Genomic DNA, 14,691 nt, shown 5'->3' on the forward strand with positions numbered 1-14,691 from the left:
TTCGAAATCCATTGTATCATGCTCGTTGCGTTACTTGTAGCCCTCAAAAGCAACTCTGGTAATCAGAGCTTCCTCATGCTTCTCTCCGACTGCCTCCTGCCGGGCAATTCGGCATTCCGACGACAACTTCAGGGGCAGACCTGTTTGCCGGTCTATCGTCAGATGATACACAGCCTGCACATCAGAATGTTCTAATTGGCTACTCATATCCTCGCGACCCTGCGCCCATATTCGATTCAGTTTTTGCTGTAGCTCTCGATTCGTCCCGCCATACTTCATTTTCGCTTGCAAGAGTTGAGGATTTATGGCATTCATTTCTTTCATTAAACGCTCTTTCAACCATCGCTTTGCGGAAGCAGGCTCCGGCTCAATCCTCACTACCCAGGTTCCCCGCGCTGCCCCGGCCTCCATACGAATGGTCTTATTCAGTGAATTCAGTTCCTCCAGCTCCTGAATCGGATTAAAACGATTTAACATCCCTGCGCCATTGATAGCTATACGACCAGGCGTCATCGCAATCCATTTTCCATCCAGACGAAGAAAACGCTCCTTTGTTCCCCCTTCCCCGGATACGCCTCGTTCGAGTGCAGCATAGCTTGACTGTTTGTTAAAAGCCGCCGCAGAACCCCAAAGCATGGTCAGTTCATCGTGATTGCTAACTTTACCATGATATGCAAATTGTTTGTTCATCAGCAGACCATTTTTGCTTATGACGCCAGCCTGTCCTTTGAACGTTAACATTTCTTTGCCCGCTATTCCTGCAACGGCTCTTTTAAAAATCTGCTCCGGCGCATTTTGCTGTTCTGTCAGTGTACATCCACTCAACGAGCACATCACGAGCAACATACAAACTAGCATAACCCATTCTCTTTTCCAACGCATCCAATCATCCGCCCATCATGTCCTGATATAACCATTACCCAGTAAGCAAGGGATTGCACTTCAGGAAAACTACGTTGCTTGTACTTATCCATTCTAGTGCCTCTTATGCGCCACACACGTCTGAGTTTGTTATTTTTTAGCTACAATTAGGGTTTCCTGTCTACAAAAGGTTATGCACAGCAAAAAAAGAGAATACTCCATTAGGAACATTCTCTAAGAATTACTGACATGATCAATAACAATCCGGTTGCGCCCTTCATTTTTAGCCTCATACAGAGCCATATCTGCCCTGTAAAATAAAGATTCAATACTTATCTGCTCATCCAGCCAATTCCATTCGGCAATTCCGCAGGAGACGGTCACCTGTGGCTGGGTCTCATGTTCTACGCGATAACGGATTTTTTCCGCATATTCCAACGCCTGCTGCACCCCAAGCTGCGGCAAATAGATCGCCAGTTCCTCGCCGCCCCATCTGGCACATACATCCTCGCTGCGAGTCGCCGAACGAACAATATCGCTGACGCTTTTCAATATTTGGTCACCTGTCTGATGCCCGTATGTATCATTCACCTGTTTGAACTGATCAATGTCCACCAGAATGAGAGATCCGCAGAAATCTTTCTCCTGATGCCTCTGAATTACTTTGTCCACATAATGACGTACATACAAACCAGTTAACATGTCCATATTGGCCAGACGCCGTACCTCAGCATGCAGCATGGCATTTGTTACAGCCAAACCGATATGGGGCGCCAGCATTTGCAGCATTTTGTAATTATCGTACGAAAAAAAGTGAGGGAGCTTACTAGACAATAAAATAGCTCCTCTCGGCGTACCGCTGGTCTTCATAGGTACCGCCATTAAAGAAAGGGAGTCGGTCATATCCATAAAATTGGAGGATATCTTCCCTTCCTTTCTGTAATCTGACACGATGAGAGGCTCTCCTGTTCTGCGTATCAGCTCTGCAAACCCATCCTCATCAGAAGAGTAACTATGCAGCCTCAAACTTTCTACATTGCTTGACGTGACCTTAAAGCAATTTTCCACCTGATCGAGTTGCACAATACAGCAAAAGTCAGCCAAGAACATTTTCAATAATTCCTGCACAGCAAACTCGAATATTTCATTCAGCTTAAGGCTTTGATTCAAGCGCTGAACGAGTTCATTAATGAGGCGCAACTCATGGATGAGCACATTGGATTGCTCCAGCAGCTTTGCATTTTCAAAAGCGGTGCCGGCTGTGTCTGCCATCATAGCGATCAGCTCCACATCCACTTTCTTCATGCTTTCGGCACCCGATGGAAGAATCATATGAAATACACCATATACTCCCTGCTTGCCACGTAAAGGAATGCCGATTTCGGTCATTTCTCCTTCTGTGCCTACAGGCTCATTTGCAGCCATTTGACCTTTCATAAATGCACGCACACATACATCCTCGTCCCGCTCGTGCAGCAACAAAGGTTTGACCTGTGGATTACGACTGTGCCGATCCTGGCTCATATATAACGTGATATCCACATGCGGAAACAAATAAGCTATGCTGCCAAATACCTCGTCCAGCACGCCTTCAACATCAATCTTGTCATGCATCCGCTTTACAATCTGAAACAAAATAGAGCGTCGCCTGCCTTCGCGGTCGCTCCGGTTCTTCATCCCGAGGATGTCTTCCATAAATATATACTCAAATCTCGTATAAAAGCAGGATCTAAAATGCAAGGCTGCCGCCAATAATGCGTCCTGCTCGGGAACAGAATGTTGAGCAGGCAGTGTAAAACGAAGAGCAGCAAAAGCCTCACCCTTATAATTGCGGCAAAACACAGGAATCATGTACACAAATGCAAGGCTTCCGTCCCGAAGTTTGCGTTGGCTTATTTCCATTTCTCTGGACAAGCAGCAACGTTCGACCAGCTCCACATCCTCGTCATCATCCTCTTCCCTACCTGCAACCCGAACACCTGCAAAATTACAAACGGCGGTATGTTCTTCATTAACCCACGATATGCCATTGCTCTGCTGCAACCAGTTTCGATACCCTTGAACAAGAAGCTGATTAATATAGGGGAAATCATATGGTGTCATATCCATGTTTTGGAGCCAGGCAAAAGACGTATATCCTTTATCATCAAACAGCGGGGCACCGCTAGCCTGGGCTGTTTTACCGTCAAGCGTTTGCTGATCCGTTGTTGAAAAGTCCGACATATTAAGGCGCTCCTTCACAGCAAAATTAGCTGTACCAAGACAGCGGCTATACACCACTATAGCTTATAATATGGTCTATTTTACTCTTAACTCTAGAAATATGCATCCATTTTTCAGAAATTCGTCCCACTTTTTTAGTTCTAAAGCCCTATCGACAAATTTTGACGTTTTCATTCTTTTTCTCTTCTTGACATTGACCCACTATTACATATAGTATATATTAATGAAAAAGACTGTACGGCAGAACTATCTACTGTGCGGATCTTAAATTTTGGGCGTAACAGTTTGTGTCACCCTCATCTTATTTGTTGCTGACAGGACAGCGGCTGAACTTTTCTGTCAGTAGTGCGCATCACCTTGATAGGTAGCGCCGAACAAATTGGAGCGCAAAGAGAGCCCCAACTCAAATTTTAATTATGAAGGAGTTAACTCTATAATGGCACGTTACACTGGTCCTAAATTTAAATTGAGCCGTCGTCTGGGGATTTCCCTGAGCGGCACAGGTAAAGAATTGAAACGCCCTTTCCCTCCGGGACAACATGGTGCAAACCAACGGAGAAAAATCAGCAACTACGGTATGCAGCTTCAAGAAAAACAAAAGCTGCGTCACATGTACGGCTTGGGTGAAAAACAATTCCGCACTCTGTTCAACAAAGCTCAACACATGCACGGTATCGCTGGTGAGAACTTCATGTTCTTGCTGGAAAGCCGCCTGGACAACCTCGTGTTCCGTCTTGGCTTTGCTAACTCCCGTGCAGGCGCACGTCAATTGGTAGCACACGGTCACGTTACTGTGAACGGTAAAAAAGTTGACATCGCTTCTTACCAAGTAAGCCTGGGTGACGTGATCGGTCTTCGTGAAAGAAGTCGTTCCATGTCTTCCATCAAAGAAGCTTTGGAAAACCGCAACCACTTGGCAGCTTACCTGGAGTACAATGACGCAGCTCTGGAAGGCAAATACATCCGTTTGCCTGAGCGTGGCGAATTGTCCCAAGATATCGACGAAAAACAAATCGTCGAATTCTACAACCGCTAATCCTTGTGATAGCACCGAAAAGCACCCGAACCTCGTTCGGGTGCTTTTTTCATGTTACTGTTGCGTGAAGCATGTAACATTTTATTCGATCGGTATATATACCTTAATATCCAAATTAGGAAAGGAAGAATTCATCACATCGGTGATTTCAAAATCAGGCCCTTCCCTACGCTCAAAATTAGAGTTGGGAAGCCATGTGCCGTAGATATAGTTTCGTACATCCTGAACCCGGACATTCGGACCTGACGCGTTAAATTCTGCATACCTTCCTGCTGGAATCTCCATATAGATAAAGCCCTTTGCCAAATCCTCCGCTTCTCCCTCAACTTCCTCCCCAATCACGAATGAGAATTCACCATTATCTTGAAAATAGCAAGCTATACCATACGACATCCCCGGTGCAATTTTGTTCGGAATGCGCATAAAATACTCATTCTTTCCAAAGTGATCATAAAATCCTGGAATCTCATTATAATGCTGCTCATGATTCAGGTTTGTTTTGTATTCATACCCTATAATCTTAATCGTATCGAGTTGCAGCATCACCGGCTTATTCATATCCAAATCTCCTTTAGTATTTTTTTGATAATCCAGAAAATTGATTTTCAATTGTCGAGAAATATCTATATCACCGTTCCGGTATCTCCCAGGGGTGACACCAAAACTTTTTTCAAAAGCACGTGTAAACGCTTCTTGCGAATTGTACTGGTATTCAAGAGCGATATCTAATACCTTTTGATTGGACCGTTTTAGCCCTACAGCCGCCTCCGATAATCTTCTTTTCCTTATATACTGTTGAACCGTAAAGCCCGAAATCGCCTGAAAAAGCCGCTGAAAATGAAAAGCTGAAAAACAGGCTCGCGAAGCAATTTCAGTAATTTTCAACTCCTCCCGAAGATTCATTTCAATAAACTCAATCGCACACTGTATTCTTTTAAAGTAGTCCATACGATATCCTTCCCCGTACTCGTTATGATTTGACCATTCATCCGCTAAGCGAATTTAGCAAGACTTCGTAATCCATTATGTACAATCCTGCACAAGCTTGTTTGATCATTTGTGCTAAGTTTACCACGGTTTTTTACTTCAAATGGAATGTGTAAAAAAAGCAACGCTAAGACATGAATATTGTCTCAGCATTGCTCTTAAAAACACTTTTATTTCCCAACTACAAAAATCAACCCAGCTTGATTTTGGCGAACTTCCGTTTACCAACCTGCACAATATCGCCTTCCTGCGGCGTGTATGCTTCGTTTACATCGGTCCATTTCTCTTCGTTAATTTTGACCGAGCCCTGCTGAATGCTACGTTTGGCTTCACCGTTAGAAGCCGCAAAGCCCAATTGAGTCAGCAATTGGATGACACGGATGCCGCCATCTTCCAAATGATCTGCCGTCAAGGTGAACTCTTCAATATCGTCAGGTAGCGCTCGTTGCTGGAATACAGTCACAAAATGCTGCTTCGCTGCTTCCTCCGCTTCCTTACCGTGGTACATACGTACCAACGTTCCGGCCAGCTTCATTTTGGCGTCACGCGGATGCACTGAACCGTTCTTAATGCCTTCCGCCAGCTCAGCCAGTTCCTCATTGTTCAGATCTGTTGCCAGCTCAAAATATTTAAACATCAATTCATCAGGCACAGACATAGATTTTCCGTAGATTTCGTTCGGCTCCTCATCGACACCAATGTAGTTGCCCAGACTTTTGCTCATCTTCTGCACGCCATCCAGCCCTTCGAGCAGTGGCAACGTAATGGTAGCCTGTGGCTCCACTCCATATTCCTTTTGCAGGGTTCTGCCCATCAGCAAATTGAACTTTTGATCTGTACCTCCCAGCTCGATGTCGCTTCGGAGTTCCACTGAATCCATCCCTTGCATCAACGGGTAGAAAAATTCATGGATACTGATCGGCAAGCCGTTTTGGTATCTTTTCGTAAAGTCATCCCGTTCCAGCATACGTGCGACAGTTACTTTAGCAGCCAGCGTTACCACATCGGCAAAAGACATGGGCGCCAACCAATGGGAATTGTAGTATACCTTTGTTTTTTCGGGGTCCAGAATTTTGAATATCTGCTCCTTATACGTCTGAGCATTGCGCTGGACATCTTCCTCAGTCAGTTGCTTACGAGTTTCCGATTTGCCTGTCGGATCACCAATCTTGCCCGTAAAATCCCCGATGATAAGTTGTACCTGATGACCAAGTTCCTGAAACTGGCGTAGCTTATGCATAACGACCGTATGCCCGATGTGAATATCTGGCGCCGATGGGTCAAGTCCTAATTTAATTTGAAGCGGCTCACCGCTAACGACCGATTTAATAACCTTACGCTTCAGCTCGTCCTCCGGTACAATTTCTGCCACACCACGTTGAATCACATTTAATTGACGTTCTACCTCTACCTGCTGTTCAGGCTTCAACTCATCCCACTTCATCCTGTATACCTCCTGTTTTTATCCAAAATATTACATATTAAACAAACCAAAAAGCCCCTTTCATCCCAAGGGACGAGAAGGAGCTGCTCGCGTTACCACCCTAATTAAAGAAACGTATGCCAAAGACAAGCGTTTCTTTCACTTCATTCCTATAACGGGCCTACACCCGGTACTGGATTACTATAGTCAGCTTCGCAAATCTGCAAAAGCTCTACCATTCATCCAGACAGCTCCAGACGGTAATTCAAAGGAGGGTCGTTACCGATTCACACCACCCATCGGCTCTCTGACAACGTGATTCCACCTTCTACTGAAGTCTTTCTCTGCTTTTCACGATATTTACTTTGACCTATTTATAACACACCACTTTTATAGAGTCAACGACACCAAAAGACAGGCTTTTTAGCATATGGGTTCATTTTGTAATTTTATGCTATAATAATGGCTGTTATAAAGGAGGAAGACTTAATGGTTGAAGAAAAAAACAATGTGTCAGAGCCAAAGCCTTCCCGCTTACGGACATACATGCGAAGGCTCGGCCGTGTCATAAAGTGGGTCATCATCATCGGTTTTATGGGAGCGCTATTTGCAGGAGGAGCCGCAGCCGGCTATGTAGCCTCTATTGTGAAAAGCGAGCCTGTACGCTCCAGATCCATGATTGAACAGGAAGTAGACAAAAATGCAATTACAGGCTTCGCTTATTTCAATGATGGATCCCCTATCGGACAGCTCCGAACAGAAGAAGATCGGCGTCCTGTCACGTTTAAGGAGATTCCGCAACTCGTCATTAACGCGGTCATTGCCATTGAAGATAACCATTTTTACGAGCATAAGGGTGTCGATCTGTCAGGAACGCTGCGGGCTATAAAACAAAAAGCGCTGCATGAATCCGTACAAACCGGGGGAAGCACCCTGACCCAGCAGCTCGCCCGTCGTGTCTTTCTGAATCTGGATCGCACGGATGACCGCAAGGTCAAGGAAATTTTGCTCTCTCTGCGCCTTGAGCGCTTCCTGAGCAAGCAGCAAATTATTACGGCCTATCTCAATAAAGTACCTTTTGGTAACGGATCAAGCGGTTATAACGTCTTTGGGATCAAAGCAGCGGCCAAAGGTATTTTTAATGAGAATGATCTGAGTAAGCTGAATGTGGCTCAAGCCGCCTATCTGGCAGGTCTGCCACAGCTTCCTTCCTCTTATTCCGCTTACAACGGTAAGGGCGAATTTAACGAGTCCGGCTTTAAAAGGGCGATCAACCGCCAGCACCTGGTACTCAGCCGAATGCTGGAGGAGAACAAAATCAATCAGGCACAGTATGATGAGGCGATGGCTTTTGATATCAAAAAGTCGCTCGCTCCACGCACTGTTAAAGCCTACAACACGTATCCGTATCTTATGATGGAAACGGAGCGGCAAGCGGCACAGGCGCTTATGTCGGTCACAAATCCGGGTCAAGCGGCCAATGCCAGTGCAGATGCCAAAACCAAGGATGATAACGACTTGCTCAAAGAAGCTGAACAGCAGCTTCGAACAGGTGGTTATATGGTATACACCACTATTGATAAAAGTATCTACAAGTCGATGCGCCAAATCGCAGAGAACAAGAATAATTTCTCTTCCACAAGTAAAGCCAAGGGTGACGAGCAAGCAGCCGCCATTCTTATCCAGCATAAAACAGGCGCGATTCTCGGTATGATGGAAGGCCGGGATTTCCAAAAGGAACAGATGAATTATGCTACCCAGATGGTACGCCAGCCGGGATCGGCTATGAAGCCGATTGCCGCCTATCTCCCTGCGTTGGATAGCGGTCTTGTGCAGCCTGGCAGCATCGTGGATGATGCACCTATTATTTTGAAGGATGGCAGCAATGGGTATCACATCCCGAAAAACTCCAATAACCGCTATCAGGGACTGGTTACAGCTCGTTATGCGCTGAATCAGTCACTAAATACGATAGCACTCAAGCTGTTTAACGAAAAAATAGGTATCAGCAAAGCTTGGGATTTTGCCAAAAAGCTAGGCATTACCACCTTGGAACCAAGTGATAACAACGCCCAAACGGGTGTGCTCGGCGGCTTGGCCCATGGGGTCACAGTCGAGGAACTGACGAATGCTTATGGTTCGATTCCAAATGGCGGTGTATTTAATGACGCCTACATGATTGAAAAGATTGTGGACTCGCAAGGGAATATCGTTTATAAGCATCAGCCTAATCCCGTACAAGCCTTTACACCACAAACCGCCTATCTGATGACGGATATGCTGCGTACAGCCGTGTCGGAAGGTACAGGCAGACTTGTGAAGCGTAATTTCAATCAAGCTGGCAAGATTCCGATTGCCGGTAAAACAGGGACTACACAATCCTATACCGATGTTTGGTTCGAGGGCTTTACGCCTGACGTCACGCTAGGTGTGTGGGTTGGTTACAAGCAACCGGTCAATAAGCTTGAAACGAAAGCACAAAAAGAGCGGGCACGCCGCCTATGGGCGCAAATCATGAATGAAGTGACCGCCAAGGATCCGGATCTATTCCAAACCGACAGCTTCAAGCGACCTGACGGTATAGTGAGCCGGACGATGTCCGCATACGGTTCGGATATTTACAACAGTAAGTATGTACCTAAAGACAGTGAAAATGGTGTTACCCGTGCCAAATATATTACCTATCAGGGTGTCAATTACATCCCACGGGACGGCACACCGGAAGATATGTTGAACGAGCGGACGGTTAGAAAACGGGAAAAGCCGATTTCAGAGCTGATTAAAGAGCTTCAGCAAGCCTTTACCGTGATGAGAAAGCATAATTCGTTGTCCTATTATATACCTCAGGATGCGGATAAAGAAGCTCCTACACAGATTGATCCGCGCAAAGACGATGGAGCCGCTCCTGGTGCGCCGTCCAACATTAGCGTAAGCTATAGTGACGGCAAAGCTATGATCAGCTTTAGCCCGAGCGGAAACAGCGATGTCGTAGGATACCGTCTATATCGTTCTACGGATGGGGGCAGCTTCCAACGGCTTGGCAAGGTCGTCATGGCTGACGGCTCTAAAGTGTTCTCTGACAGCCCGGGCGGCAGCAGCTCCAGTTACTACGTAACCGCCGTTGATGTAGGCGGACATGAGTCAGAGCCAAGCTCCCAAGCAAGTGCAGCACCTGTAGTGCCACCAGTTGATCCCGAGAATCCAGCTGTACCGGGTGAAGGGGATGGAACAGGTGCGAAGCCTACGGAGCTTCCTACCGCTCCTGGGCTGCCTCAAGCGAAAGCAGCAGGCTCAGCCGTAGCGCTTCAATGGAGTGCAGGAAAGCCTGTGGATGCGATTACAGGCTATAACGTGTATTACAGTGAAAGCGGTGCGGAGCCTTTTACAAACATCGGCTCCACCGCATCCACCAGCTTTCAATATAAAGCGGGCAGCAAACCGAAGGGTTGGTTCCGCATCACTTCGATGAATACCTTGGGGGAATCAGCTCCTTCCGGAGCCGTTCGTCCATAACAGCTCACGACAGCCACAAATACTGATATTTGGTGAAAATTCACTTTATCAGCACCAACAAAAAGGGAGTCCCTCAGCCATCACGGCTTTGGAGACTCCCTTTTTTGTATCTTTCTTAAAAAGCATTTTAATCCTCTATGGTAGACAAATCTCCTGTAGGAAGATTAAGCTCCCAAGCTTTCAGTACACGTCTCATAATTTTACCGGAACGGGTTTTGGGCAGCTTTTCCTTAAACTCAATTTCACGTGGTGCAGCATGGGCAGACAGCCCTTCTTTGACAAAGCGATAAATATCCTGCTGCAAAGCTTCAGAAGGTGTATATCCTTCACGAAGCGCGATAAAAGCTTTAATGATCTCTCCCCGCACGGTATCCGGTTTTCCGATCACTCCAGCCTCCGCTACAGCGGGATGCTCCAGAAGCTTGCTCTCGACCTCAAAAGGACCAATTCGCTCCCCGGACGAGTTAATGACATCATCAATTCGTCCCTGAAACCAGAAGTATCCGTCCTCATCCATATAGGCAGAATCACCGGACACATACCAGCCGGAAAAACGGAAATACTCCTGAAATTTGTTCGGGTTGTTCCATATACGGTTCATCATAGACGGCCACGGCGTACGTATCGCCAAATGCCCCATTCGGTTAGGCGGCAGCACTTGCCCTCTGTCGTCCAGAATAGCGGCCTGAATGCCAGGCAATGGCTTTCCCATCGAGCCGGGCTTAATCGGCAGCTCAGGGTAATTACAGATCATTTGGCCACCCGTTTCCGTCATCCACCAGGTATCATGAATACGCTGCTTATATACCTGCCAGCCCCAGCGCACCACCTCGGGATTTAGCGGCTCTCCGACGGATAGCACATGCCGCAGGCTCCCGAGATCATATTTGTCAACGATATCCTCCCCTGCGCTCATGAGCATCCGAAACGCCGTAGGAGCGCTATACCATACGGTCACCTCGTGACGCTCAATGGTTCGGTACCAGTCCTCGGGGCTAAAACGACCGCCACGAATAACATTTGTTGCTCCATTCAGCCATGGGGCAAAAATGCCATATGACGTTCCTGTAACCCAACCGGGATCGGCTGTACACCAATACACATCATCTTCACGCAGATCCAGCACCATTTTTCCGGTATAATAGTGCTGAATCATCGCGTTTTGCACATGATACACGCCTTTAGGCTTGCCCGTTGAGCCTGACGTGTAATGAATAATCAACCCATCTTCACGACTCAGCCATTCCGGTTCAAGTTCCTCGGAGGATGTAAGCATTTCCGTTTCAAAATCAATAATCCCTTGCTCCCGTTCGTCCACATCGCCAACTACAAAAATATGCCGCAGCTCCGGAAGTTCCTCACGCTTTACGCGCGAGAGAAGTGCAGGCGTTGTCACCAGCGCCACCGCCCCGCTATCTTCCAGCCGATCCTTGACCGCCGTTTCCATAAATGCCTCAAATAAAGGCCCGACAACCGCGCCTACCTTCAAAATGCCAAGCAGGCTAATGACCAGCTCAGGAGAACGCGGCATGAATATAAATACCCGCTCCCCTTTGCCAATTCCGTATTTACGCAGCACATTACCAAACCTGTTGGAGCTGGCACGCAACTGAGAAAAGGTGTAGGCTTCATGGCGGTTCGCGTCACAATACAACAGCGCCGTTTTGCTGCCTCTCCCTTCCTCTACATGCCGGTCAATCGCTTCATGCGCCATGTTCACTTTGCCTGATTCATACCACGTAAAATGACGCTCTGCATCTTCCCACTGAAAGCGGTTGTAAGCTTGTTCATACGGGCCCATGTTGGATGTGGGAACTACAGCCTGGAGTTCTTCAATCTTCATGCGTTCAGCCTCCTCACGATATAATGAGAATAATACAGAACAAGATAACGCTTACAAATTCAATACAAGCATGTCAATTCCTTTGTTTAACATCTGAAAAAGTGACTAATTGTGAACAATTTATGTCTAAAACAGTATATCATAGGTGAGGATGTGACGACCATCCTTTTCATTTATTTGTTTTTTTGCTATAAGTAGGGGATATGGGAAGCTGGGCCACGGTAAACAAGGAGGCGCATGTATGCAGCATTTAAAACTGCACCATTTGAACACGCTGAGTCATAACGGGCAAAAGATCTACGTAGAAGGCCCCGTATCCGCTGATCAACTGCGTTCATTTCAAATGCATCCACAACTGGACGCCTTTCGCAAGCCGAAGGAGCAATTCGACGCGCTGGTGGATATTTCGGGACTGCCGGAAGGCAGGATTATCATCGCTCACGATGGGGAAACCATTCTCGGATACGTGACTTTTCACTATCCAGATGAGATGGAACGCTGGTCGGAAGCCGGAATGAAGGACCTGCTGGAGCTTGGAGCCATTGAGGTAGCCGACGAATATCGCGGTCTGGGTCTGGGAAGCCAAATGATCCGAGTGGCCTTTGAGGACGGACAACTGGAATCCTATATCATTTTTACGACTGAGTACTATTGGCATTGGGATTTAAAAGGCAGCGGTCTCTCCGTATGGGAATACCGCCGCATGATGGAACGTCTGATGAAAACCGTGGATATGGTCTGGTACGCTACGGATGATCCTGAAATATGCTCCCACCCGGCGAATTGTCTAATGGTCCGAATGGGTGAGGACGTCCCCCTCACATCACGGGAACAGTTTGACCGTATCCGGTTTGTGAGAAGATTCATGTATTAAATGTTACACCACTAATCATTTAACCCAAATGCTTCAGCATATACTCCACAATCCGATGAGAACGATGGGAAGATTCTACTGTAAATTCGCCAAAATTAACGTGGGCAGATCCGTCTGCCTTATCAGACATAGAGCGGAGGACAACGTATGGCACAGCGTTCATATGGGCTGTCTGAGCCACTGCTGCGCCCTCCATCTCGGTACAAGCACCACCCATCTCCTGATGCAATGCAGCCACCAGCTCACGGCTGGCGACAAATTGGTCACCGGAAAGCACCTTGCCGATAATATAACGATCTCCGAAGGATTGACAGGCTTGCTCAGCCAGATGAACAAGATCAGGATCAGCCACAAACTCCGAGGTATCCTGATAAGGAATGACCCCTCTGGTATAACCCAAAGGCGTTACATCCATATCATGCTGCATACACGTCGAGGAGATCACGATATCCCCAATATTTAAATCCGGATGCACCGCCCCTGCCACTCCTGTAAATATGATTTGTTCCGCTCCAAAGCTATCGATAAGGATTTGTGTCGTTACCGCAGCGTTGACCTTACCTACACCGGACTTGCATACGACAACCTGTTGACCGTGAATAACTCCCTTTGTATAGGTGATTCCAGCCTTGACCGACTTACTAGCTTCAGTCATTGCAGCAAGCAGCAGCTCAATTTCTTCATCCATGGCACCAATTAATCCATAAATACGGCTCATCTCAAATCCCTCTATTCTTAGTTTAATGATGTGCATTATGGACTATGTATTCACGAAAAAAGCTCCATTAAAGGAGCTTTCATCGAAGGTCTATCCTGTTAACAAATTTGTCTAGTCCAAATAATTAACCGACAACCGCAAAATCGTTTCATGCGGCAAAATGACGCGAGGATTTTCCACGTTTTCCTTCTTCATCAGCTTGGTCAGCAAACGCATCGCTACTGCACCCAAATCGTACATCGGTTGCGCTACTGTCGTAAGCTGCGGACGAACCATGGAAGCCATACGGATATTGTCCACACTGATGACAGAAAAATCGTCTGGTACTTTCAAACCTTCATCCTGAATGCTATGAATCGCACCAATTGCCATTTCATCCGTAGCCGCAAAAATCGCACTTGGCTTCTTCTTGAGGCCCAGGAAATACTTCATTGCCTCCACACCGGACTCATAACGATAGTTCCCGATTCGCACGAGATCTTCCTGATACTCAATTCCTGCTGTTTCCAACGCTCTCTTGTAGCCTTGGAAACGTGCATAGCCATTCGCGGGGTCCTGAAGAGTACCACTAATCATCGCGATTTGACGGTGCCCGTGGCGGATCAATGTATTCACTGCATCAAAAGCAGCGGCTTCATGGTCAATATCAACCGAAGGGTAGCTGCCTTTCTCATCACTCGTTGCGCACAGAACGATAGGAACCGCAGCCGTATGAAAGGCCTGAATATGCTCGTCCGTTACTGTGCCACCCATGAACAGAAGTCCATCAACCTGCTTTTCGAGCAGCGTATTGATGACACGAATCTCTTTTTCTTTCCGCTTATCGGCATTACACAAAATAATGTTATAGTGATACATATTCGCAATATCCTCAATACCGCGCGCAATTTCTGCAAAAATTGAGTTCGATATATCCGGAATAACCACGCCAACGGTCGTTGTCTTCTTGCTAGCCAGGCCTCTTGCCACCGCATTCGGGCGATATCCCAATTGTTCAATCGCTTCATATACCTTTTTGCGGGTCTGAGGTTTTACGTTAGGATTATTGTTAACTACGCGGGATACCGTGGCCATTGAGACACCGGCTTCGCGAGCTACATCATAGATCGTTACCGTCACATTCCTTCTCTCCATTGCCAATAAATTTTCAACCGAATCCTAGATCAACTAATTAGAACCATGATACGACAAAATACTACTTTATGCAACGACT

At 46.7% G+C, this 14,691-nt stretch carries 10 protein-coding genes and 1 other annotated feature; of the genes, 3 read left to right on the forward strand and 7 right to left on the reverse strand.

Features of this window, described 5'->3' with window-relative positions:
* Positions 1–30: 30 nt before the first annotated feature.
* Both HPL003_RS23675 and HPL003_RS23680 read right to left on the reverse strand, forming a co-directional pair.
* Complete coding sequence (locus HPL003_RS23675) at positions 31–882, reverse strand: hypothetical protein (RefSeq protein WP_014282322.1); 852 nt, start codon at positions 880–882, stop codon at positions 31–33.
* Positions 883–1,095: 213 nt separating this feature from the next.
* Complete coding sequence (locus tag HPL003_RS23680; protein WP_014282323.1) at positions 1,096–3,084, reverse strand: sensor domain-containing diguanylate cyclase; 1,989 nt, start codon at positions 3,082–3,084, stop codon at positions 1,096–1,098.
* Between the two features lie 436 nt (positions 3,085–3,520).
* Here HPL003_RS23680 and rpsD point away from each other — a divergent pair, with 436 nt between their 5' ends.
* Positions 3,521–4,120, forward strand: coding sequence for a 30S ribosomal protein S4 (rpsD, locus tag HPL003_RS23685; protein WP_014282324.1), 600 nt, complete (start codon positions 3,521–3,523; stop codon positions 4,118–4,120).
* 81 nt (positions 4,121–4,201) lie between these two features.
* Here rpsD and HPL003_RS23690 read toward each other — a convergent pair whose 3' ends face one another.
* Entirely contained in the window at positions 4,202–5,068 is an 867-nt protein-coding gene (locus HPL003_RS23690; RefSeq protein ID WP_014282325.1) for an AraC family transcriptional regulator, read from the reverse strand.
* A 229-nt stretch (positions 5,069–5,297) separates the two neighbouring features.
* Positions 5,298–6,551 carry a tyrosine--tRNA ligase gene (gene tyrS, locus HPL003_RS23695; protein WP_014282326.1) on the reverse strand — a complete coding sequence of 418 codons (1,254 nt, stop codon included), beginning with the start codon at positions 6,549–6,551 and terminating at the stop codon, positions 5,298–5,300.
* 65 nt (positions 6,552–6,616) lie between these two features.
* Positions 6,617–6,884: a binding site (T-box leader), on the reverse strand.
* 135 nt (positions 6,885–7,019) lie between these two features.
* Here tyrS and HPL003_RS23700 point away from each other — a divergent pair.
* Entirely contained in the window at positions 7,020–10,043 is a 3,024-nt protein-coding gene (locus tag HPL003_RS23700; RefSeq protein WP_014282327.1) for a penicillin-binding protein 1A, read from the forward strand.
* Between the two features lie 127 nt (positions 10,044–10,170).
* On the opposite strand, the gene acsA is transcribed toward HPL003_RS23700, so the two are convergent.
* Positions 10,171–11,886: an acetate--CoA ligase gene (acsA, locus tag HPL003_RS23705; RefSeq protein ID WP_014282328.1), complete on the reverse strand. Its 1,716-nt coding sequence runs from the start codon at positions 11,884–11,886 to the stop codon at positions 10,171–10,173.
* Between the two features lie 241 nt (positions 11,887–12,127).
* On the opposite strand from acsA, the gene HPL003_RS23710 reads away from it, so the two are divergent.
* Positions 12,128–12,760 carry a GNAT family N-acetyltransferase gene (locus HPL003_RS23710; RefSeq protein WP_014282329.1) on the forward strand — a complete coding sequence of 211 codons (633 nt, stop codon included), beginning with the start codon at positions 12,128–12,130 and terminating at the stop codon, positions 12,758–12,760.
* Positions 12,761–12,779: 19 nt separating this feature from the next.
* Here HPL003_RS23710 and HPL003_RS23715 read toward each other — a convergent pair whose 3' ends face one another.
* Positions 12,780–13,478 (reverse strand): 5'-methylthioadenosine/adenosylhomocysteine nucleosidase, encoded by a 699-nt coding sequence (locus HPL003_RS23715; RefSeq protein WP_014282330.1) that lies wholly within the window; start codon positions 13,476–13,478, stop codon positions 12,780–12,782.
* Between the two features lie 111 nt (positions 13,479–13,589).
* Positions 13,590–14,597 (reverse strand): catabolite control protein A, encoded by a 1,008-nt coding sequence (gene ccpA / locus HPL003_RS23720; RefSeq protein ID WP_014282331.1) that lies wholly within the window; start codon positions 14,595–14,597, stop codon positions 13,590–13,592.
* Positions 14,598–14,691: the final 94 nt, after the last annotated feature.

Origin of the sequence: Paenibacillus terrae HPL-003 (assembly GCF_000235585.1) — a bacterium.
Classification (GTDB): Bacteria; Bacillota; Bacilli; order Paenibacillales; family Paenibacillaceae; genus Paenibacillus; species Paenibacillus terrae_B.